Consider the following 22254-nt stretch of genomic DNA (forward strand, 5'->3'; position numbering starts at 1 on the left):
ACCCCCAAAAATATTAATCGAGCAAGCTGATCAGCTTATTCGCAAAACCTTGGTCAGTGACGGCGACAACGACACGGGCTTCTTTACCGATAGAGCGTCCAAGAACCGCGCGACTCTCGACTTTTTTATAAGGGACTTTATAATAGCTGCACTTGTCGGTTACTTTTTTCGCTGTGTTAGATGATGCATCCTCTGTAAGCAGGACAAGCTTTGCACGCGCATTCCTGATTTCTTTAATTACCAAGTCCTCGCCTGACACGACCTTACGAGCTCGATTGGCCAGACCCAGCAAGGGAAACCATTCCATTCCAGACATTTTATTTTTTCACCTTTTCTGCCAGCTCTAGCAATTCTTCGAAAATCTGGTCATCGATTTGTGATTGAAATTGATTTTGCAAAGTGTTTTTCTTTTTTGCTGCTAAGATGCACTCTTTATCCAGCGTTAAATAAGCACCCCGCCCGTTCTTCTTTCCGGTCGGGTCTACTGAGATTTCGCCTTCTTTCGAACGTACAACTCGGATCAATTCTTTTTTAGGCTTCATTTCACCAGTCACTACACATTTGCGTAACGGGATCTTCTTGTGTTTATTCACCTAAGGCCACCTCTTATTCATCCGATTCAGCAGTTTCAGGCTCCGTAAAGAGCGGCTCATCGTCGTCTGCTTCAAGTTCTCTCGGATAGATTCCAAGTTCTCTTGCGTCCGTTTCGCTCTTAATATCAATCTTCCAGCCTGTCAGTTTAGCAGCTAAACGTGCGTTTTGTCCTCTTTTGCCAATCGCCAGAGACAGCTGGTAATCAGGGACAATAACAGTTGTCGCTTTTTCTTCCTCATTAACGATGACTTCCAGCACTTTCGAAGGACTGAGTGCATTTGCGACAAATTCTACAGGATCACTGGACCAGTTGACAATGTCAATTTTTTCACCTTTTAATTCATTGACGATCGCCTGAACACGCTGGCCTTTAGGGCCTACGCAAGAGCCAACAGGATCCACGTCAGGGTCGTCTGTGCGGACCGAAATTTTTGAACGGTCGCCGGCTTCTCTGGCTACAGATTTCAGCTCGACAGTTCCATCATAAATTTCAGGCACTTCGATTTCAAACAAACGCTTTAACAGGCCTGGGTGTGTTCTTGACACATAAATCTGCGGGCCCTTCGTCGTTTTTTCTACTTTTGTGATAAATACCTTAATGCGGTCATGAGGCTTGTAGCTTTCATTTGGCATTTGCTCATTAACCGGCAGCAAGGCTTCTATTTTGCCTAAAGACACGTAGATAAACTTATTGTCCAGGCGCTGGACGATGCCTGTCATGATGTCTTCTTCACGGTCGATAAATTCAGAATAAATCACACCGCGCTCAGCTTCGCGCACACGCTGTGTGACGACCTGCTTCGCTGTTTGAGCAGCTATGCGCCCAAAATCCTTAGGCGTTACTTCGATTTCGACAACATCGCCGACCATATATTCCGGATGGATGCCCTGCGCCTCTTCAATAGAGATCTCCAGTCTTTGGTCGTATACTTCGTCAACGACATCTTTTCTTGCAAATACACGGATGGAGCCTGTTTCACGGTTTAAATCCACTCGTACATTTTGCGCTTGATTAAAATTCCGCTTATAAGCAGAAATTAACGCAGCTTCGATTGCTTCAATGATAATTTCTTTACTGATGCCTTTTTCTTTTTCAAGAATCGTGAGAGCATCTAATAATTCACTGCTCATTTAACGGTCTCCCCCCTTAAAGCATTTGTATTCATTAGAACGTAACAGCTAATCGTGCATTAGCTATCTTTTCATACGGAATATTGATCCGTTTCTTTCTTGTTTTGATCGTGATCTCAACTGTCACTGTTTGTCCATCAAATTCAGCCAGTTCACCTTCAAACACTTTTACGCCATCAATAGGCTCATACGTCTTAATGTACACATTTTTCCCAAGTGATTTTTCAAAATCGGCTTTTTTCTTTAGCGGACGCTCAGCTCCTGGAGATGAGACTTCAAGAAAGTAATTTTGGCTGATTGGGTCTGCCTCATCAAGCTTTTCGCTTAAAGCTTCGCTTACTTTGGCACATTCCTCAATATCCACACCGTCATCGGAATCAATAAACACGCGAAGGAACCAGCTTTGACCCTCTTTGACAAATTCAATGTCAACGAGTTCCAGCTGAAGGCTGTCTACGATTGGCTGAGCCATCTCTTGAACGGTGTCAGTCACTTTTTTGCTCATGTTCTTCCTCCTTGTGCTGTCGATCTCATGTTCGTCTCGTCACTCTGCATAAAAACCCTGCTTCAAAAGAGCAGGGGCTTAAAAGTAAACGATGAACATGTCGAGACAAAATTCTCCTGTTCAATACAAAAGAGCGGGTTTCCCCACTCTTTGCCTCGGTAATCGTTAGCATTTCCAATAAAACTATACCATAACCATATTTTTATTGCAAATGGATATACACTTACCTTCACCTAAGCAAATGACAGAGACTCTAATGTTACAATGTCACTTTTTGCGCTTATGTATGCATAGAAGCAGAATTTCCTGAGAAATTCTGCTTCTATATTAAAACAGTGACAATTGGTTTTGGTCAGGCAGTGATTCCAGACAGCCATGGCGATCTAAATACTCTAAAATCGTTTTTGACACTTTCCCTCTCTTTTGCAAATCTTCTTTAGAGAGGAATTCGCCTTCTTCACGAGCTTTTACAATATTCAGAGCAGCGTTCGTTCCTAATCCAGGAATGGAGTTAAACGGCGGGATAAGGCTGTTGCCGTCTATAATAAACTCTGCAGCACTGGAGCGATATAAATCGACTTTTTGGAATGTATAGCCTCTCTCACACATTTCAAGCGCTAATTCTAACACAGTGAGAAGGTTTTTTTCCTTCGGTGAAGCATCAAGCCCTTTAGCGTTAATATCCTCCATTACGGCTTTGATTGCTGTAGAACCCTTGATCATTGTATCGATATCAAAGTCGTCTGCACGAACGGTAAAATAAGCCGCATAATACAAAAGCGCGTGATGCACTTTAAAGTAAGCGATGCGGACCGCCATTAATACATAAGCCGCGGCGTGGGCTTTCGGGAACATGTATTTAATCTTTTTACAAGAATCAATATACCAGTCCGGGACATTGTTATTTTTCATTTCTTCTTCCCATTCAGGCGTTAATCCTTTTCCTTTACGTACAAATTCCATGATTTTAAAGGCAAGGGATGGCTCAAGGCCTTGATAGATTAAATAAACCATAATGTCATCACGGCAGCCGATAACCTCACTCAGTTCACAAATATTATTGTGGATGAGCTCTTGTGCATTGCCGAGCCATACATCCGTTCCGTGAGATAAGCCTGAAATCTGAACGAGCTCGGAAAAAGTTGTCGGCTTTGTATCTTCAAGCATCTGCCGCACAAATCGGGTTCCGAATTCAGGAATTCCCAGGGTACCCGTTTTACAGCCGATCTGTTCTTCTGTAACACCGAGTGATTCGGTTCCCTGGAAGATTTTCATCACTTCAGGATCATCTGTTGGAATGGTTTTCGGATCAATTCCGCTTAAGTCTTGAAGCATCCGAATAACGGTCGGGTCATCGTGTCCGAGAATATCGAGTTTTAACAGGTTGTCATGGATGGAGTGGAAATCAAAATGAGTGGTTTTCCACTCTGAACCTGTGGCATCCGCCGGGAACTGAATTGGTGAAAAATCATAAATGTCCATATAATCCGGGACAACGATAATACCCCCAGGGTGCTGTCCGGTCGTACGTTTAACACCTGTACATCCCTGTACGAGCCGATCTATTTCGGCCCCGCGCATGTGGAGATTGTGGTCACCGGCATAGCCTTTTACATATCCGTAAGCTGTTTTTTCTGCAACTGTTCCTATCGTTCCCGCACGATATACATTGTCTTCTCCGAACAATACTTTTGTGTAATTGTGTGCGTGCGGCTGATATTCCCCTGAAAAGTTCAAATCGATATCAGGTACTTTGTCCCCTTTAAATCCTAAGAATGTTTCAAACGGAATATCATGGCCGTCTTTTTTCAAAGGCGTTCCGCAATGAGGACATATCTTGTCAGGCAGGTCAAAACCGGAACCGACAGACCCGTCATTAAAGAACTCAGAATGCTGGCACTCAGAGCATACATAATGCGGCGGCAGCGGGTTGACCTCAGTGATCTCAGTAAGCGTCGCAACTAATGAGGAGCCTACGGAACCACGGGAACCTACGAGATATCCGTCATCAAGTGAACGTTTTACAAGTTTGTGAGAGATCAAATAAATAACAGCGAAGCCATGGCCAATGATACTTTTTAATTCTTTTTCAATCCGCGCTTCCACAATTTCAGGCAGCTCTTCGCCATAAATGCTTCTTGCACGCTGATAGCTCATTTCTCTGATCTCTTCATCAGCGCCTTCGATTTTCGGTGTATACAAATCATCTTTAATTGGCTTGATGTCATCGATTAAAGAAGCAACCTTTTGGGTATTGGCGACAACGATTTCCTTCGCTTTTTCTTCGCCTAAGAAAGAAAATGCTTCAAGCATTTCGTCTGTCGTTCTGAAATGCACTTTCGGCAGTTCATGTCTGTTCAGCGGATTTGCCCCGCCTTGAGAGGATACTAAAATCTTTCTGTAGATTTTATCCTCGTCATTTAAGTAATGAACATTTCCCGTAGCAACAACCGGTTTATTTAGCTTTTCACCCAGTTTCGTGATATTCGCAATAATTTCTTTAAGCGATTTTTCATCGCGGACCAGTTCAAGCTCTAGCAAGTGACGGTACACTTCAGGCGGCTGAACTTCGAGATAATCATAGAATGACGCGACATCTTCCACCTCTTCAGGCGATTTTTGCATCATTCCTTCAAAAACCTCTCCCCTGTCACAAGCTGAACCGATCAGAAGCCCTTCCCTATATTTCTCAAGCTGAGATCTCGGGATACGAGGTACTCTGTAAAAATAATGGATATGAGAGAGTGACACAAGCTTAAATAAATTTTTAAGCCCCGTGCTGTTCACAGCAAGTAATGTTGCGTGATAAGGTCTCGATCTTTGATAAGCGTTGGACTGACCCATATTTTCATTTAACTCATCATGGTACTGAATGCCTTTTTCAGCCGCGTCCTTCAGCATTTTCAGGAGCAAATAAGCAGTCGCCTCAGTATCGTAGATCGCACGGTGATGCTGTGTCAGTTCGATATCAAACTTTTTACAAAGTGTGTTCAAACGGTGATTCTTAAATTCCGGATAGAGAAAACGGCCAAGCTCAAGCGTATCAATGACTGGGTTTTTAGCTTTTTCGACTTCAAGAAGCCTTTTATAAGCTACGTTTAAGAATCCCATATCAAAACTCGCATTATGAGCGACAAGGATATCATCGCCGATCCATTCTCTGAAATCTCTTATTACATCTACGACATCCGGAGCGTCGCGAAGCATATCATCGGTGATGCCGGTCAGCTCTATGATTGTGGCTGAAAGCGGACGATGCGGGTTCGCAAACGCCTCAAATTTATCAATAATTTCTCCGCCTTTTACTTTTACTGCAGCCAGCTCAATAATGGTATCGTATACAGCAGACAGTCCTGTCGTCTCGATGTCAAAAACAACATATGTTTCTTCCTCAAGCAACCGATGTGCAGCGTTATAAGCAATTGGCACGCCATCATCAACGAGATTCGCTTCCATCCCGTAAATCATTTTAATCCCATGCTTTTTTGCGGCAGAATACGCATCAGGGAAGGATTGAACGACAGCATGGTCAGTCAAAGCGATGGCCTCATGCCCCCATTTTTTTGCCTGTTCGACAAGCTTTCCGACACCCGTAACAGCATCCATTTGGCTCATTGGGGAATGCAAATGCAATTCCACTCTTTTTTCTCCTTCAGATGCAGAATCTTCACGGGTTTTTGCTTTCATTTCGTTTACGTCATTTGCGATCATGACGAGATCTCTGACAAAAGTGTCATTTTGAATGCTGCCGCGTGCTTTTACCCACATTCCTTTTTTCAGAGACTTCATCAGTGCCGCATCTTCTTTTTCACGTGCAAACATTTTGATTAAAATACTATTTGTGTAGTCTGTAATTTTGAAGATACACAGCGTACGCCCGCTTTTCAGCTCTCGTGTCTCCACATCAAACACGTAACCCTGGACCGTAGTTCTCCGTTCTTCGTCCATGATGCTGTCAAGTGTCCGGATTTCTTCGTTATCTTTAATTTGATAACCGATGACAAGAGGCCCAGATGGTATTTGATCTTCATCACTTTCTTTATCTTTTTTCTCCATTTCAATCAGCGCCTGCATGGCCCGCTCTTGGTCTTCCGCAAGCTTTTGCTCCCGAAACTTTTGAACTTCTTGCTCGGATACAAAGATTTCGGCATCAAGCTGAAGGTCCGGGAAACCAAATTGACGGTATCCGGCTTGAATCATAGAACTATATTTGTTCTTAAGAGCAGCCGCTTCCGTGTCCGTTTTTGTTTTGACAATCAGTTTATTGCCTTTCAATTTCGGTTTTTGCTGGTTTAAAAGACTGATAATCGGCGGTGAAATGCCTTGCAGTTCCTCAATACAGCGTGACCAGTAATCTTGTACTAGACTTTCGCTGACCTCGGCATCTTGCACTTCGATTGAAGATGTAACTTTTGCTATGTGGGCAAACGATTGCGTCAGCCTCGTTGTTAATGTGTCATATATTTGAAAAGGCAGCAAAGATTTAAATTGAAAATGAAAATGCCAAGACTTAGACGCTTTGTGTATCGCCAGCTTTTTGATCTCGCCATCTTCAAAGTATGTCATGAAGGTATCATCTGTCATATTAATCTGCTGCAGAAGAATTTGAAACTGCCTTCTGTTTACTGATAACTGTTCCATTAAGACAGTACCCCTCCCTAAAAACTTCATAAGTGAAGGTACCTCAGGCAAATGAGGTACCTTCACTTATTTCTATTTTAACATGTTTTTTGATAAATCGTTATGGTGATTACTGCTTGCTGATAAAAGCAGATAGTTCGTCTGCTGAAATTTCAGTTGACTCACCCGTTTTACGGATTTTCACTTCGACAATTCCTTCGTCCGCACGTTTTCCGACAGTAATGCGGATTGGAAGGCCGATGAGATCTGAATCAGCGAATTTTACACCGGCGCGCTCAGCACGATCATCATAGAGCACTCCATAGCCTTCCGCTTTTAAATCGGCATACAGCTTTTCAGCAAGCTCTCTTTGCCCATCGTTTTTCACGTTCAAAGCAAGAATATGAAGATCGTACGGCGCAATGCTTTTTGGCCATATCAATCCTTTATCGTCGTGGTGCTGTTCAGCAATAGCAGAAAGCGTTCTTGATACACCGATTCCGTAACAGCCCATCAGCATTGGCTGTGCGCGACCGTTTTCATCTAAGTATGTCGCATTCATCGCTTCTGAATAGCGTGTTCCAAGCTTAAAGACTTGTCCGACTTCGATTCCTTCTGCAAAACGGATTGTACCTTTGCCGTCTGGTGAAGGATCACCCTCTTTAATAAAACGAAGATCAGCAAATTCTTTAATTTGCGCGTCACGGTTTACGTTGACATTTTTATAGTGATGATCTCCTTCATTTGCACCGGCAACAGCATTGACCATTGCTTTCACAGCATAATCGGCATATACTTCAACATCTTGTTTGACACCGACAGGGCCGACAAAACCGGGTTCTGTTCCAAGCTGCTGAATAACCTCTTCATGTGAGGCAAGCTCCACAACTTCCGCATGAAGCAAGTTTTTCACTTTAATCTCGTTAACTTCATGGTCCCCTCTTACAAGCACTAAGACGAAACGGTCATCTGCTTTAAACAGCACTGACTTCATGCAGGCTTCAGCGGAAACCTGTAAATACGCAGTCAGTTCTTCGATTGTTTTCGCGTTAGGCGTGTGGACTTTCTCTAAAGCTTTAGGCTCTTCATCAGAAGGGACTTCTTGATAAAGAACTTCAGCCATTTCGATATTAGCCGCATACTGTGATTCATCAGAATACGCAATCGTATCCTCTCCGATTGCAGAAAGTGCCATAAACTCGTGCGTATCCTTTCCTCCCATTGCGCCTGAATCGGCGATGACAGGTCTTACATTAATGCCGCAACGGGCAAAAATATTAGAATAAGCCTCGTACATTTTTTGATACGTATTATCCAGGCTCTCTTCAGATGCATGGAAAGAATACGCATCCTTCATAATAAATTCGCGGCCTCTTAACAAACCGAAGCGGGGACGTTTTTCATCTCTGAACTTAGACTGAATTTGATACAGAGTCAGAGGGAGACGCTTATAAGATTTAACCTCATCGCGAACAAGTGAAGTGATAACTTCTTCATGCGTTGCCCCTAAAGCAAATTCACGGCCATGACGGTCTTTTAGTCTCATCAGTTCAGGACCATACGTATACCATCTGCCTGATTCCTGCCATGTCTCAGCCTGCTGCAATGCGGGCATAAGCATTTCCACGGCATCTATTTTCTCCATTTCTTCACGAACAATCTGCTGAATGTTTTGAATCACTTTATACGCAAGAGGCATATAGCTGTATACCCCGCTCGTATTCTGTCTGATAAACCCTGCTCTCAGAAGAAGCTGATGGCTTTTTGCTTCGGCATCAGCTGGAACTTCACGGAGCGTAGGAATAAGCGTCAAGCTTTGTCTCATTTCTTCGCACCTCTGATTGATTTACTTTTCGTTTACAAGAACAGCCGCTGGATATCGTTCCATGTGACAACCAGCATAAGAAGCATTAAGAAAGCTACTCCGATAAACACAACAAATGCTTCTTTTTCCCTGTTAATCGGTTTGCCCCGAATCGCTTCAATAAATAGAAATAACAACCTTCCTCCGTCAAGTGCCGGAATCGGAAGCAGGTTGACAATCCCAAGGTTAATGCTTAAAAACGCAGCAAACTGGAATAAGTTCACTAACCCTGTTTTCGCCACCTGATCTGTCATGTCATATATGCCGACAGGACCTGACAACATATCAAGTTTAAATTGGCCTGTTACTAATTTGCTTAAGTTGGTTAAAATGGCTTTAGTGACATCAACTGTTGATGTCGCGCCGTAAGCAACTGCTGAGAGAACGCCTTTTTCAGTCGGCGCATAGGAACCGAAACGCCCGATTGTTTTTTTGTTCTCATCTTTAACAGCTTCCGGAGTCACTGAAATATGAAGCGTTTTGTTATCTCTTTTTACTGCTACGTCCATTTCTTTTTCCGGATTTTCTTTTACAGCAGAGACAATGTCCGTCCAAGACCTCATTTTCTCTCCGTTAATGCTTTGAATATAATCCCCTTCTTTTAGCCCCGCTTCGGTCGCCCGTCCATTGTCAGTCAGCTGCCCGAGCACAGGCTCATTTGACGGCACGCCTTGAATCAGCCCAAGCATCACTAAAATGACGTAAGCTAAAATAAAGTTCATAATCGGCCCTGCAGCAATCGCTTTAATTCGCTGCCACACAGGTTTGGAACCAAATTGGCGATTATACGGCGCAATCTGCACTTCTTCTCCGTCTACAATGAAAAAGGATGTTTCACTGACGGTAAAGCTGGAAAGTTCATCTTCTTTCCCCTGTTCATAGCCGGTGATCTTCATGTCATGCTCTAAATCCGCAGTTTCTACTTCAATGACTAAAGCATCCGGGTATTTTTCCTTTTGATTGATGATGACTTTCTCAACTTGATCGTCTTTATTAAACAGAAGCCCGACCGTGTAACCGGGTTTTACCTCAATCATTTCCGGATCTTCGCCGGCCATACGGACAAATCCGCCGACCGGAAGCAGCCTGATGGTATAAACTGTTTCATTTTTTTTGAAAGAAAAAATCTTTGGACCGAATCCGATCGCAAATTCACGGCAGAGAATTCCCGCTCTTTGGGCTAGCAATAAATGACCCAGTTCATGGAAGAAAACGAGCGTTCCGAAAATAATAATAAACGCTATAACTGTATTCACGAACATACCACCTTATGTGAGTATTGAATTGACGTATCCCCGGGTATCTTTGTCCACTTCTTGAATGTCCGCCAGGTTCGGTTTGTTCATTACCTGATGGCGGGATAGTGCCTTTTCGATACAGTCTTCAATAGCCAAAAACGGTATCTTACCGGCTAAAAAGGCAGCGACAGCTACTTCATTTGCTGCATTTAGCACTGTCGGCATTGTTCCTCCCATTTTACCTGATTCAAACGCAAATTGTAAGCATCGGAACCTGTCAAAATCAGCTTTCTCAAAATGAAGGCAGCCGATTTCCCATAATTCAAGCCTTTTGGCATCTGGTAATGGCAACCGGTCAGGATAGGTTAGGGCATATTGAATTGGAACCCTCATATCAGGAGTTCCAAGCTGTGCGATCACACTTTTGTCATGAAACTCAACCATTGAATGGATGATGCTCTCCTTATGTAAAACCACATCAATTTGTTCATATGGGATATCGAAAAGCCAATGTGCCTCGATCACCTCTAATCCCTTATTCATCATTGTAGCCGAATCGATCGTAATTTTTGCACCCATTGACCAATTCGGATGTTTTAATGCGTCCTCAACTGTTACTGATTCGAGCTCCTCCCGCGTCTTGTCCCGAAAGCTTCCGCCGGACGCTGTAATGATGAGGCGTTCAATATTTTTTGCCTGTTCGCCTTGGAGTGCTTGAAATATTGCCGAATGCTCACTGTCAACAGGCAGCAGCGGAACATCGTATTTCTTAGCATGTTCTTTAACTATATGCCCGGCAGTGACAAGAGTTTCCTTATTTGCAAGCGCAATTGTTTTTTTCTGTTCAATTGCCTTTAACGTCGGGATAAGACCGACGCTTCCGAGCAAGGCATTGACAACAACATCGACTTCCTCCATAACTGCCGCTTCAATCAGGCCTTCTTCTCCAAGCCCGATTTGGCAATCAAATGAAAAAGAAACTTGTTTTAATTTATGATATGTATCCAGATCACCGACAGAGACAAACTTCGGCTGAAAAGCCTCTATCATCGGAACAGCCTTATCAATATTTCTGCCAAACGACATAGATACCAGCTGAAATTGATCTTGATGCGTACGCAATACGTCAAGCGTCTGTTCGCCGATTGATCCTGTTGCTCCTAAAAGACAAATATTTTTCAAAGTGCCACGACTCCTATTCTTTTTGCTGCATAATCATTCTCATATTCATATTAGACTTTTTTATGAAAAAAGGGCAAGCAGAAAGTACAAGAAAGGCATGACAAACAAGAAACTGTCAAAACGGTCCAAGATACCGCCATGACCCGGGAGAATATTCCCAGAATCCTTAACATCGTAATGTCTTTTCAAGGCGGATTCCACTAAATCTCCAAGTTGTCCGAAAATGGATAAAAACAGTGTGATCAACAGCAGATAGATATACGGAATCGGAAGATGTACAACAAGTTGAAAAATCGTCGCAAGTACAAGTGCGATGACAATTCCGCCTGCGAATCCTTCCACTGTTTTATTCGGACTGATTTCAGGCCACAGTTTTCGCTTACCCAGCGCTTTCCCGACAAAATATGCACCGGAATCAGTAGACCAAATCACAACACACGCGTAAAAAATGTATGTTAACCCATATTGGTCAAGATTTCTGATTTCTATAAAATAATGAAAACACATTCCAATGTAAATTGCTGCAAGCGTAATAAACCCGACTTCATCAAAAGTAAAGGTGTTTTTCACCAACACTGTGTAAGTCAGCAAAAGCAGTACCGCGAACAAAGCGACTTCCACTTTTGAAATACCGTCCGCCGCTAAAAACGAATACTGGCTTGGCAATAAGAACATCCACAATAATAAAAGACCGATCAAACCTGGCAGTGAAACCATTCTCAGCTTTTTCATCCGTAATAGTTCAAAAAGCGCTACACTGCCCATAGCATAAACTAATATGGTGAACGGCAATTTCCCGACAATAACCAAAAATAAAAATACAATTGCTGCCAGAACACCTGTCAAAATTCTTTGTTTCATGTCCACCATCCTCTAAATTCCGCCAAACCTCCGGCCCCTCCGCTGATACTCTCCTAACGCCTCTAAGAAGTGATCTTCTTTAAAGTCAGGCCACAGGACGTCAGTAAAGACAAATTCGCTGTAGGCAACCTGCCATAGCATAAAATTACTCAGTCTGATCTCCCCGCTCGTTCGAATTAAAAGTTCAGGATCCTGCAAAGATTCAGTCATTAAATAATTAGAAAAAAGAGATTCATCAATGTCTTCAATATTCAAAGATCCTTCCTTCACTTTTTCCGCGAGCGATTTTGCAGCAGTGACAATTTCAGTACGGCCTCCATAATTGAGAGCAAAATTAAGGATCATTCCGTCGTTTTGCGCCGTATCTTGTACAGCCTTTTCAATTGCACGTAAGGTGTGCGCCGGCAGAGCCGTTTCATCTCCTATAATCCGGACCCGTACATTTTCCTCAATAAGCTCTGGAAGATACGTATTTAAAAATTCTTCCGGAAGCTTCATTAAAAAATCGACTTCCATTTTCGGCCTCTTCCAGTTCTCTGTTGAAAATGCATACAATGTCAGTACTTTGACACCTAGTTCGTTCGCAAGCTTCGTTGTCCTTTTTACCACCTTCATCCCCTCATGGTGGCCTGCAATTCGGGGAAGAGAGCGTTTTTTAGCCCAACGGCCATTTCCATCCATAATAATGGCGATGTGTTCGGGAATTTCTCCCTTAAGTATGTCTTCTTTTGTATAACGTTCTAAGTTGGAAGCCGCAGTTTGCTGATTCTTCCAATTTTTGAGTATGTTGAGCATGAGATTCCTCCGTCACCCAAAAAGGTTGCATTCCCTGCTGATAATCAACAGTATTAACAAAAAAACCCCCTGTAAACATGAGAGGGTCTTTTCACTATTATCTATTGTACATAGTTTTTCATTAAACTTCCATGATTTCTTTTTCTTTGTCTTTTGTGACACCGTCAATTTTTGACACATATTCATCTGTCAGTTTTTGAACGTCTTCAGTGGAAGCACGCAGTTCATCCTCAGTAATGTCTCCGTTTTTCTCAAGCTTTTTGAGATCATCGTTCGCATCGCGGCGTACATTTCGGACAGCTACTTTCGCTTCTTCAGCATATTTTTTTACAACTTTGACTAATTCTTTCCGTCTTTCCTCTGTCAGTGCAGGAATTGCAATTCGGATCATATTCCCGTCACTTGTCGGCGTTACGCCTAAGTCAGCTTTTAAAATCGCTTTTTCGATATCACCAATAGCTGTTTTGTCATAAGGCGTTACCACAAGCATACGAGCTTCAGGCACGTTAATAGAAGACAGCTGATTTAAAGGTGTCTGCGCTCCGTAATATTCAACCGTTACTTTATCTAATAAAGATGGATTGGCACGGCCTGCACGTACAGAAGCCAATTCACGCTGATAAGCAGCAATTGCTTTTTCCATTTTTTCTTTTGTTTGAGTTAATACTTCTTTTGACACGTTATTTCCCCCTCACGATCGTTCCGATTGATTCACCGATAACGGCACGTTTGATATTTCCTTCTTCCATAATAGAAAAGACGATAAGCGGAATGTCATTATCCATGCATAAAGATGATGCTGTTGAATCCATGACTTCCAGGCCGTCTTTTAGAACGTCAAGATAAGAAAGTGTTTCATACTTAACAGCTGATTCATCTTTTCTAGGATCAGCGTTATACACACCATCAACATTATTTTTAGCCATTAAAATCACGTCTGCTTCAATTTCAGCAGCCCGCAGAGCAGCTGTCGTATCAGTTGAGAAATATGGGTTTCCTGTGCCCGCAGCGAAAATAACGACACGTTTTTTCTCTAAGTGGCGTATCGCTTTTCTTCTTATGTACGGTTCAGCAACTTGTCTCATTTCAATGGATGTTTGCACTCTGGACTGGATTCCGAGTGTTTCCAAGCTGTCTTGAAGAGCAAGCGAATTCATAACAGTCGCCAGCATTCCCATGTAGTCAGCAGTTGCACGGTCCATGCCCAGGTCACTTCCTGTTTTTCCGCGCCATAAATTGCCGCCGCCTACTACAACAGCCACTTCGACTTCAAGCTCAGCGATTTCTTTCACTTGCTTTGCAATGGATTGAATGACAGTTGGGTTAATTCCGTTTCCCTGTTCTCCTGCCAATGCTTCTCCGCTAAGCTTTAATACGATACGTTTGTATTTTGGTTTTTCCATGATAACCTCCAAGTGTAAACATTGCCGTTTTCTATTATGCAAGAGAAAAAAAGGTTTGTAAATATAGTTTTAAAAATAGGGAACACAAAGTGTGTCCCCTATACTGCCTGAAAAGACGCGACTTCGCCGCGAAATCTTTTCGCCATTATTTTTTCACTTGGTTCATTACTTCTTCAGCAAAGTTTTCTTGACGTTTTTCGATGCCTTCTCCAACTTCATAGCGAACATAAGTTTGAACAGTTGCGTTTTTCGCTGCAACAACTTGTTTCACTTTTTCATCTGGGTTTTTAACGAACGCTTGGTCTAAAAGACAAATTTCTTCGAAGAATTTGTTCAGACGGCCTTCAACCATTTTCGCTACGATGTTTTCAGGTTTGCCTTCTTGAAGGGCTTGCTGAGTTAAGATTTGACGCTCATGATTTCTTTCTTCTTCAGATACTTGATCACGAGAAATATAACGAGGGTTAACCGCAGCAACGTGCATTGCGATATCTTTCGCAGTTTCTTCATCAGTTGTACCGTTGAGAACAGTTAATACACCGATGCGGCCGCCCATGTGAAGGTAAGCACCGAATGCAGAGCTGTCGTCTTTTGTAAGAACTGTAAAGCGGCGAAGTGTGATTTTCTCACCGATTTTAGCAACTGCGTTTGTGATGTACTCCTCAACAGTAGCGCCATTTTCCATTTTTTGACCCATTGCTTCTTCAACATCTGCTGGAGCATTTGTAAGAAGGTGGTCAGCTAAAGTGTTAAGAAGCTCTTTGAAGCCTTCGTTTTTCGCAACGAAGTCAGTTTCAGAGTTGACTTCAAGGATAACGCCTTTGTTGCCGTCAGTTTTAATAATAGTAGAACCTTCAGCTGCGATACGGTCAGCTTTTTTCGCTGCTTTCGCAATTCCTTTTTCTCTTAAAAGGTCAATTGCTTTATCCATATCTCCGTCAGTTTCAGTTAACGCTTTTTTACAATCCATCATGCCCGCGCCAGTTTTTTCACGCAGTTCTTTTACTTGCTGTGCAGTAATAGCCATTAGTATTCCTCCTTATATGTTTAAACAAGAGTATGTATATCACACATTTTTCTTGAAAAAAGGTGATAAAAGGCAGTCCCTCTTATCACCTTTTGAATAGGTTACGCAGTTGTTGTTTCTGTTTCTGGTGCAGTTTCTTCAGCAACTTCCGCTTCTTCTTCGCCTTGCTTCGCTTCTAAGATTGCATCTGCCATTTTAGAAGTTAGAAGTTTAACAGCGCGGATAGCGTCATCGTTCGCTGGGATTACAACATCGATTTCATCAGGATCACAGTTAGTATCAACGATACCGATGATAGGGATGTTTAATTTGCGAGCTTCCGCTACAGCGATGCGCTCTTTACGAGGATCGATGATGAATAATGCATCAGGAAGACCCTTCATATCTTTAATTCCGCCTAGGAATTTTTCAAGACGCTCTAATTCTTTTTTCAATTGAACGACTTCTTTTTTAGGAAGTACTTCAAACGTACCGTTTTCTTGCATTTTTTCAATGTCTTTAAGACGTTTAATACGTTTTTGGATTGTTTCGAAGTTTGTTAATGTACCGCCCAACCAGCGTTGGTTGACGTAGTACATGCCAGAGCGTTGAGCTTCTTCTTTAACAGAATCTTGAGCTTGTTTTTTTGTTCCGACGAAAAGGATTTTTCCGCCTTCAGCAGCAAGATTTTTAGTGAAATTGTAAGCTTCCTCTACTTTTTTGACTGTTTTTTGAAGGTCAATGATGTAGATTCCGTTACGCTCCGTGAAAATGTAACGCTTCATTTTTGGGTTCCAACGGCGTGTTTGGTGACCGAAGTGAACACCAGCTTCAAGCAATTGCTTCATAGAAATGACTGACATGTTATTTCCTCCTAATATAATGGTTTTTTTCCTCCGCTTAGGTCATTTTTGTGCAGAACTGCCGCCTGCAGCACCCTCTGCATAAATCGTTAAGCGTGTGTATTTAACACCAAGACATAATATAACACAGCTTTATCCGACAATCAAGAATCCTTTACACCTTTGGAGCGAAATTTTAAAAATAGCTCGATTTCTGTCTTTCCGCTCTTCAGTTTCTGAGCTATTTGACTGGCTGAATACCCCTGTTCATATAAATCTATGACCTGGTCTTCAAAAGATTGGACATCGCTGTTTACGCTCTCTTCCTGACGCTCAACCTCAGTAATCAGGCCTTCAATATGTTCAGGAAGATTTTCTTCTTCTTGAACTGCATCCCGCTCTGCATATTTTTCAGAGCGCTGAAGGTCTGACTTTTGGGTTTCTTTTTCGGCTTGGCTTGAAGGTGAATCGGTATTTTCTATCAGTTTCTCATTTTCTTCTTTTAATTCAAGAAGAAATGCCGCTAAGGTGTTTTCCGTCTCTTCAAGTATCTTTTTTTGCTGTTTTTCTGTTTCTTTCACAGCCGCGAGCCTCGTATACAGGATAATGACAGCGTACAGAAGAACGCCGTGGAGCGCAAAGCTTAAAAGCCATAATAGTGTTGACATGTTTTTCACTCGCTAACCATGAAATTCATTATTGAATCACTTTTTCAAGCAGATTCTTTAATTTAAATAGTGCCTTTGAATGGATCTGTGATATGCGGGACGTAGAAAGATTTAATACTTGCCCGATTTCTGTCAATGTCAACTCCTCTTTGTAGAACAAACTGACTACCAGCTGTTCTTTTTCAGAGAGTTCGTGAATTTTTTCGGCAAGCTGTGCAATCAGTTCATCCTTCATAATCTTTTCCTCAGGCGGAACATTTTTGTCATCTCTGATCATGACCTGAATGTTTTCACCATCATCTTGATCATGAAGCTTTTCATCAATTGACAGCAGATTGGCAAAAAAACCTTCATTCATTGTTGACACTACATCCTGTACCGTCATTCCGAGTTCCTCTGCAATTTCTGCGGGCGTTACGTTCCGAAGATAGCGCTGTTCAAGCTTTTCAATTGTCGCTTCAACCTTCTTTGTTTTTTCACGTGAGGTTCTGGGCAGCCAATCTTCTTTACGAAGCCCGTCTATGATTGCACCGCGAATTCTAAACGAGGCGTAGGTATCAAATTTTAAGTCCCGGCTGGGGTCAAATTTTTCAAGGGCATCATATAAACCAAGCATACCAAGGCTCATAAGATCGTCTTTATGCACTGATTTTGGCAGTCCGACAGAAATTCTGCCTACATGATATGTGACAAGCGGCATGTAACGGCGCATTAAATCGTCACCGGCTTTAGGATCTTTCCACTCTTTCCAGCGCGTCCAAAGCACCTGATCTTCATAATTCAAGGATTGCATTGTTATCCCCCTAATACCTTAATTAAATCGTTTTTTCACCTTGTTTAACAGTTCGAATATGCAGCATGCAGGACTTCGGTTCAAATTCTATCGTCCGGCCGCTTGAGCCGCCCGTATCTTCACTAATGATGGGAATTTTATATAAAGATAGCTGTTCCTTTATCGCTAATACATTTCTCGGTCCGATCTTCATCAAATCATTTGTCGATTTAAATTTAAACATTTCTGATCCGCCGGCTAACTTTGCTTTTAATGCAAATTTCCGGCACCCCGCTTCTACCAGCATATCAATTGTGGTTTTCACGGCGGTGTCAGCGTACTTAGCCCGATTGAGTGCGGCAGTTTTCGATAACGTTGAATCCGGCAGCATAACATGGACAAGCCCCGCTGTTTGCTTTTCTTTATCGTAAAGCACCAGCCCCACACATGATCCTAAACCAGAGGTCCGGATAGTATCCGGAAAGCGGGCGATCTTTACGTCAGCAATTCCAACCTTTACAACAACAGCCTCAGTTGTACTCATATTGATGCACCCAAGGCGACAAAGAGCTTTTCAAATGAATCATAGTCCGGCAGCATAAACATATGCGCTTTCAGCTCCTGCTGATGGCCTTGGTCAAAAATTGACGTGTCGACAACAATGGCGTGTTCTCCAACCTGACTGAGCTCCATCAGCCCTTCGCTGATCACAGCGCCGAACATGTCCAATGAAACTTCAGGAACGCTTGGATAAAGCTGGAGTTTCGTCAAATCCGCCAAGGCTGTTAAATATGATCCTGCTAAAATATTGCCCAGTTCATGCAAAGCGGATGAGCTCATATGATCTTCACCTAAGTCCTCTATATCAAATTCGGGGTTTCCAATCAGCTCTCTGATAAACTGCTCCGCCTGATAAAAAGGCATTATAAAGAACATTGAACCCGTTAAGTCGCCTTCCATTCTTAAAAAGATGCTGGCAACCGGGATATCGGCGCCGCCGAAAAAATCGACAAGATCATCGAAAGACAGCAGCTTTGCAAACGGGACTTCCATATCTATCTTTCTATTTAACAGCAGGGCCATTGCAGAGGCGGAGTGGCCGGCGCCAATATTGCCGACTTCCCGCAAAATGTCCATCTGCTCTTCTTTGATTCCATTAAAAATACTCATGTCATAACCCCTTTAAGATTAAGCTTGATCGGGCACAGCGGACTGAGATGATTCTTTATCCAAAACCGCGTTCGCATCAATAATATTTAAAAGTCTGTTCTCTTGTTTCACAATCTGTTCGATCGATACATCTGTATCTTTCTGGACGCTTTCTGGAGCAGATTCTATTTCATTTTCGTGTACGGTAATCACATCATTCGCTTCATCCACAATCCAGCCGACTTCAATATCACGATAAGCAATAATGATAATTCGTGTTTCATCGGTAATTTCATACTCTGGCAAATTCAGGCGCTTTCTTAAATCAATAACCGGAGTCACCACCCCGCGCAAATTGATTACCCCGCAAATATATGGTTCGACGCCAGGCACTCTCGTCGGCTTTTGCCATTTTTCAATTGATTTCACCTGAGTGACGGAAATGGCATATTCTTTGCCATTTACCACAAAGACAATCATTTTTTCGCCTGTTTTAATTTCTGCAGTCATGTGAGACACCTCCCCGAATGGTTAAATAATCAGTGCATTACAATCAATAATGAGTGCTACGTCTCCGTCTCCTAAAATAGTAGCTCCGGAAATTGCAAAGACGTTTGTTAAATAATCTCCGAGTGATTTCAGCACAACTTCCTGCTGGCCAATAAAGGAGTCCACCACAAATGCAGTAGGTTTGTCGCCTTTTTTCACGACAATGATATGGAGCTGTTCCGCGTCTAATCTTGTATCTTCTATTTTAAACTCTTCTTTTAAATAAACGACAGGGACAATGTGCCCTCTGAAGTCAATCACTTCACGGTCATGCGTTTGTAAAATGTCTTTTCTGTTAATAACTGCTGTTTCAATGATTGAAGAAATCGGAATGGCAAATATCTCTTCTTCCAATTTGACCAGCAGAACTGAAATAATGGACAATGTAAGCGGAAGCTGGATGCTGAATAGAGAGCCTTGGCCTTCTACAGATTTTACACTGACTGAACCGCCAAGAGACTCCAGTTTATTTTTCACAACATCAAGTCCGACGCCACGACCGGAAATATCAGAAATTTGATCAGCAGTTGAGAACCCTGGAGCAAAGATCAATTCGTAAATTTGATTGTCTTCTAAGGTTTCAGCTTCTTTTTCCGTAATGACGCTGCGCTCAAGCGCTTTTTCAAGAATTTTTTTACGATTAAGGCCTGCACCGTCATCCTCTACTTCGATAAAGACATGGTTGCCGCTGTGATAGGCTTTCAGCACAACATTTCCCGATTCCGTTTTTCCTTTTTGCAGGCGCGTTTCCGGAGACTCGATACCATGATCAATACTGTTTCTGATCAAGTGCACGAGAGGATCTCCAATTTCATCAATTACTGTTCGATCCAGTTCAGTTTCCGCACCGATGATCGATAGTTCTATTTTTTTATTCAGCTCTTTTTGAAGCTGGCGAATCATTCTCGGGAACCGGTTAAAAACAGTTTCAACCGGAACCATTCTCATATTTAGAATAATCGATTGCAAATCTCCGGAAATTCTGGTCATTCGTTCAACTGTTTCAGTCAGTTCATTGTGCTCAAGCTCTTTTGCAATCTGCTCTAGACGCCCGCGGTCAATGACAAGCTCTTCGAATAAGTTCATTAAAGAATCAAGTCTGTCAATGTTGACACGAATTGTTTTAGATCCGCCGGCTGTATGCTTCGCCTGGTCATCGTTTTTAGCAGGCTGTTTTTGTTTCTCCTGCTTAACAGGTACAGGGGCTGATGAATCCGCCGACTTAGGTTCTTCCGGCTTTTCAGCTGATGTTAAAGGAGCCCCTTGAATGACTTCGACATGCTCAATTTCTGAAACTCCATTGATTAATTGTTTAATTTCTTCCGCTGATTGGTGTGTTAAGAAGCAAACTTGAAAGTCAGTGCCGAAATCTTCTGTTTCGAGCACTTCCGCACTTGGGATTGTTTTGGCTACTTCTCCGACTTCATTAAGCTTTTCAAACACCATATATACACGAACTGCTTTTAACATACAGTTTTCGTTCAGAGAAATTTTGATTTCATATCGTTTAAAGCCTTGCTCCTCAGCTTCTTGTATGACAGTCCGTTCAAATTCGTCATATTCCCAATCAGATGCTGAACTCTGTGCTTCTGCAGGTTCCGCAGAAGCAGCCATTTCAGCATGCGCACCATTAACATCAAGCTTGGCGCTTACTTCTGAGATATCTCTTTTACCATCTCCGCCGTCAATAATAGACTGAACCATAGCTTCCAGGTGGTCCAGAGCTTCAAACAAAATATCAAGCCAGTCTGCGGTAACTGCCATGTCTCCGTTTCGGAATGCATCCAGCACGTTTTCAAGCAGGTGGGTTAGATGTGCTAAATCCGTATAGCCCATCGTTGCGCTCATTCCTTTTAATGTATGGGCAGCCCTGAATATATCATGAACGAGCTGAAGGTCAGTCGGGTCTTTCTCTAAAAGGAGAAGCTTTTCATTACATGTTTGTAAATGTTCTTTACTCTCATCAATAAAGACATCTAAATACTGATTCATATCCATTTGAATCACACCCTCTCTTTTTTCACACAGCTTGTGATGGATGCTGCGATATCTTTCACATGTTTAATCTCATGAATGAGGCCCGCTTTAACAGCAGCTTTTGGCATCCCATATACGACACAAGATTCTTCAGACTCCGCAATGGCTTTCACATTGCCGGCCGTAAGCATGTCTTTGAGGCCGGCAGTGCCGTCACTGCCCATCCCGGTCATAATAACCGCTACTTTTTCATAGTCTGCCAGTTTACCGACAGAACGGAATAAATAATCGGCTGATGGTTTATGACGGCTCGGTGTATCGAGATTATCAAGAACGATCTGGAGTCCCCCGCTGTTTTTGATAACAGATATGTTTTTTCCGCCCGGTGCTATGTAAACACAACCGTTAAGAGCTGCTTCACCATCTTCAGCTTCTTTTACTTGAATGTCAGATAAATGATTCAGACGCTCAGCCAAAGAAGCAGTAAAACCTTCAGGCATGTGCTGAACAACAACAACTGGTGCGTTCAAATCCTTAGGAAGCTTCGGTATCACCTTTTGTAACGCCCTCGGACCGCCTGTTGATGTGCCGATACACACAATTTGTCTGCCTGTGCTTGTTTTCAGTTTGCTTAATTCAGGCTTTACAGCACGCACTATAGGCTCAGGCCGCACTGCCTGTGATACTGGATGTTTCCTCTGTCCGGAAAGTCCAGCCGCGACAACACGCTCAACTAATTGTTCTTTAATTTTATACAAATCCAGAGATATAGAACCCGATGGCTTTGTAATAAAGTCAAAGGCACCGATCTCTAAACAATTAATTGTGCACGCTTTTCCTTTCTCAGTCTGGCTTGACACCATGATGACCGGCAAGTTATAAATCTCAATAATTTTGCGCAGTGTGTCTGTCCCATTCATGACCGGCATTTCAACATCAAGAGTAATAACATCCGGCTTTAGCAATTCGATCTTCTTAAGCGCTTCTTCTCCGTTTCTCGCAGTTCCGATTACTTCTATCTGCTTTTCCTCGGTTAGAAAATCACTTATCATTTTTCTCATGAAAGCTGAATCATCAACTACAAGCACACGAATCAAA

The 22254-nt window shown here is 42.5% G+C and carries 21 protein-coding genes; all 21 read right to left on the bottom strand.

From position 1 onward, the window contains the following. Positions 1 to 13 precede the first annotated feature (13 nt). Positions 14 to 316 carry a YlxQ family RNA-binding protein gene (locus tag V6D41_RS05810; RefSeq protein ID WP_087991633.1) on the bottom strand — a complete coding sequence of 101 codons (303 nt, stop codon included), beginning with the start codon at positions 314 to 316 and terminating at the stop codon, positions 14 to 16. Between the two features lies 1 nt (position 317). Then, positions 318 to 593 carry a glucose-induced regulator RulR gene (gene rulR, locus V6D41_RS05815; protein ID WP_010334283.1) on the bottom strand — a complete coding sequence of 92 codons (276 nt, stop codon included), beginning with the start codon at positions 591 to 593 and terminating at the stop codon, positions 318 to 320. Positions 594 to 606: 13 nt separating this feature from the next. Further along, on the bottom strand, positions 607 to 1725 hold the full coding sequence (gene nusA / locus V6D41_RS05820) for a transcription termination factor NusA (RefSeq protein WP_148961807.1): 1119 nt from the start codon (positions 1723 to 1725) through the stop codon (positions 607 to 609). Positions 1726 to 1759: 34 nt separating this feature from the next. Beyond that, positions 1760 to 2230, bottom strand: coding sequence for a ribosome maturation factor RimP (gene rimP / locus V6D41_RS05825; protein ID WP_003231915.1), 471 nt, complete (start codon positions 2228 to 2230; stop codon positions 1760 to 1762). A 327-nt stretch (positions 2231 to 2557) separates the two neighbouring features. Next, entirely contained in the window at positions 2558 to 6871 is a 4314-nt protein-coding gene (locus V6D41_RS05830; RefSeq protein ID WP_333517575.1) for a PolC-type DNA polymerase III, read from the bottom strand. A 109-nt stretch (positions 6872 to 6980) separates the two neighbouring features. Further along, positions 6981 to 8675, bottom strand: coding sequence for a proline--tRNA ligase (gene proS, locus V6D41_RS05835; protein ID WP_333517576.1), 1695 nt, complete (start codon positions 8673 to 8675; stop codon positions 6981 to 6983). 32 nt (positions 8676 to 8707) lie between these two features. Next, complete coding sequence (rseP, locus tag V6D41_RS05840; RefSeq protein WP_333517577.1) at positions 8708 to 9976, bottom strand: RIP metalloprotease RseP; 1269 nt, start codon at positions 9974 to 9976, stop codon at positions 8708 to 8710. Positions 9977 to 9982: 6 nt separating this feature from the next. Then, positions 9983 to 11134, bottom strand: coding sequence for a 1-deoxy-D-xylulose-5-phosphate reductoisomerase (dxr, locus tag V6D41_RS05845; protein WP_087991628.1), 1152 nt, complete (start codon positions 11132 to 11134; stop codon positions 9983 to 9985). Between the two features lie 60 nt (positions 11135 to 11194). After that, entirely contained in the window at positions 11195 to 12004 is an 810-nt protein-coding gene (gene cdsA, locus V6D41_RS05850) for a phosphatidate cytidylyltransferase (RefSeq protein ID WP_333517578.1), read from the bottom strand. A gap of 3 nt (positions 12005 to 12007) precedes the next feature. Further along, positions 12008 to 12790 carry an isoprenyl transferase gene (locus tag V6D41_RS05855; protein WP_087991626.1) on the bottom strand — a complete coding sequence of 261 codons (783 nt, stop codon included), beginning with the start codon at positions 12788 to 12790 and terminating at the stop codon, positions 12008 to 12010. A gap of 121 nt (positions 12791 to 12911) precedes the next feature. Beyond that, positions 12912 to 13469, bottom strand: coding sequence for a ribosome recycling factor (gene frr / locus V6D41_RS05860; protein ID WP_333517579.1), 558 nt, complete (start codon positions 13467 to 13469; stop codon positions 12912 to 12914). A gap of 1 nt (position 13470) precedes the next feature. Beyond that, on the bottom strand, positions 13471 to 14193 hold the full coding sequence (gene pyrH / locus V6D41_RS05865) for a UMP kinase (protein WP_333517580.1): 723 nt from the start codon (positions 14191 to 14193) through the stop codon (positions 13471 to 13473). Positions 14194 to 14338: 145 nt separating this feature from the next. Continuing rightward, a complete protein-coding gene (tsf, locus tag V6D41_RS05870; RefSeq protein WP_333517581.1) occupies positions 14339 to 15220 on the bottom strand; it encodes a translation elongation factor Ts in 882 nt (293 codons plus the stop codon). A 101-nt stretch (positions 15221 to 15321) separates the two neighbouring features. Next, positions 15322 to 16062 carry a 30S ribosomal protein S2 gene (gene rpsB, locus V6D41_RS05875; RefSeq protein WP_087991623.1) on the bottom strand — a complete coding sequence of 247 codons (741 nt, stop codon included), beginning with the start codon at positions 16060 to 16062 and terminating at the stop codon, positions 15322 to 15324. 143 nt (positions 16063 to 16205) lie between these two features. Further along, on the bottom strand, positions 16206 to 16709 hold the full coding sequence (locus V6D41_RS05880) for a Swarming motility protein SwrB (RefSeq protein WP_148961814.1): 504 nt from the start codon (positions 16707 to 16709) through the stop codon (positions 16206 to 16208). Positions 16710 to 16737: 28 nt separating this feature from the next. After that, entirely contained in the window at positions 16738 to 17502 is a 765-nt protein-coding gene (gene sigD / locus V6D41_RS05885) for an RNA polymerase sigma-28 factor SigD (protein WP_010331078.1), read from the bottom strand. 22 nt (positions 17503 to 17524) lie between these two features. Next, a complete protein-coding gene (cheD, locus tag V6D41_RS05890) occupies positions 17525 to 18025 on the bottom strand; it encodes a chemoreceptor glutamine deamidase CheD (RefSeq protein ID WP_333517582.1) in 501 nt (166 codons plus the stop codon). Continuing rightward, positions 18022 to 18651 (bottom strand): CheY-P phosphatase CheC, encoded by a 630-nt coding sequence (cheC, locus tag V6D41_RS05895; protein WP_087991620.1) that lies wholly within the window; start codon positions 18649 to 18651, stop codon positions 18022 to 18024. Before cheC ends, cheD begins: the two co-directional genes overlap by 4 nt. A gap of 18 nt (positions 18652 to 18669) precedes the next feature. After that, positions 18670 to 19140 (bottom strand): chemotaxis protein CheW, encoded by a 471-nt coding sequence (cheW, locus tag V6D41_RS05900; protein ID WP_087991619.1) that lies wholly within the window; start codon positions 19138 to 19140, stop codon positions 18670 to 18672. Between the two features lie 21 nt (positions 19141 to 19161). Further along, a complete protein-coding gene (gene cheA / locus V6D41_RS05905) occupies positions 19162 to 21177 on the bottom strand; it encodes a chemotaxis protein CheA (protein ID WP_333517583.1) in 2016 nt (671 codons plus the stop codon). Between the two features lie 5 nt (positions 21178 to 21182). After that, positions 21183 to 22253, bottom strand: coding sequence for a protein-glutamate O-methylesterase CheB (gene cheB, locus V6D41_RS05910; RefSeq protein ID WP_333517584.1), 1071 nt, complete (start codon positions 22251 to 22253; stop codon positions 21183 to 21185). Position 22254 lies beyond the last annotated feature (1 nt).

The organism is Bacillus sp. 0102A, from assembly GCF_036765155.1.
In the GTDB taxonomy this organism is placed as follows: domain Bacteria; phylum Bacillota; class Bacilli; order Bacillales; family Bacillaceae; genus Bacillus; species Bacillus subtilis_G.

What these genes read in the sequence shown, in the direction of transcription:
- V6D41_RS05810 (WP_087991633.1), bottom strand. Translation starts at nt 316, where the DNA reads ATGTCTGGAATGGAATGGTTTCCCTTGCTGGGTCTGGCCAATCGAGCT.
- nusA (WP_148961807.1), bottom strand. Translation starts at nt 1,725, where the DNA reads ATGAGCAGTGAATTATTAGATGCTCTCACGATTCTTGAAAAAGAAAAA.
- rimP (WP_003231915.1), bottom strand. Translation starts at nt 2,230, where the DNA reads ATGAGCAAAAAAGTGACTGACACCGTTCAAGAGATGGCTCAGCCAATC.
- V6D41_RS05830 (WP_333517575.1), bottom strand. Translation starts at nt 6,871, where the DNA reads ATGGAACAGTTATCAGTAAACAGAAGGCAGTTTCAAATTCTTCTGCAG.
- proS (WP_333517576.1), bottom strand. Translation starts at nt 8,675, where the DNA reads ATGAGACAAAGCTTGACGCTTATTCCTACGCTCCGTGAAGTTCCAGCT.
- rseP (WP_333517577.1), bottom strand. Translation starts at nt 9,976, where the DNA reads ATGTTCGTGAATACAGTTATAGCGTTTATTATTATTTTCGGAACGCTC.
- cdsA (WP_333517578.1), bottom strand. Translation starts at nt 12,004, where the DNA reads ATGGTGGACATGAAACAAAGAATTTTGACAGGTGTTCTGGCAGCAATT.
- V6D41_RS05855 (WP_087991626.1), bottom strand. Translation starts at nt 12,790, where the DNA reads ATGCTCAACATACTCAAAAATTGGAAGAATCAGCAAACTGCGGCTTCC.
- pyrH (WP_333517580.1), bottom strand. Translation starts at nt 14,193, where the DNA reads ATGGAAAAACCAAAATACAAACGTATCGTATTAAAGCTTAGCGGAGAA.
- tsf (WP_333517581.1), bottom strand. Translation starts at nt 15,220, where the DNA reads ATGGCTATTACTGCACAGCAAGTAAAAGAACTGCGTGAAAAAACTGGC.
- rpsB (WP_087991623.1), bottom strand. Translation starts at nt 16,062, where the DNA reads ATGTCAGTCATTTCTATGAAGCAATTGCTTGAAGCTGGTGTTCACTTC.
- V6D41_RS05880 (WP_148961814.1), bottom strand. Translation starts at nt 16,709, where the DNA reads ATGTCAACACTATTATGGCTTTTAAGCTTTGCGCTCCACGGCGTTCTT.
- sigD (WP_010331078.1), bottom strand. Translation starts at nt 17,502, where the DNA reads ATGCAATCCTTGAATTATGAAGATCAGGTGCTTTGGACGCGCTGGAAA.
- cheD (WP_333517582.1), bottom strand. Translation starts at nt 18,025, where the DNA reads ATGAGTACAACTGAGGCTGTTGTTGTAAAGGTTGGAATTGCTGACGTA.
- cheC (WP_087991620.1), bottom strand. Translation starts at nt 18,651, where the DNA reads ATGAGTATTTTTAATGGAATCAAAGAAGAGCAGATGGACATTTTGCGG.
- cheW (WP_087991619.1), bottom strand. Translation starts at nt 19,140, where the DNA reads ATGACTGCAGAAATTAAAACAGGCGAAAAAATGATTGTCTTTGTGGTA.
- cheA (WP_333517583.1), bottom strand. Translation starts at nt 21,177, where the DNA reads ATGGATATGAATCAGTATTTAGATGTCTTTATTGATGAGAGTAAAGAA.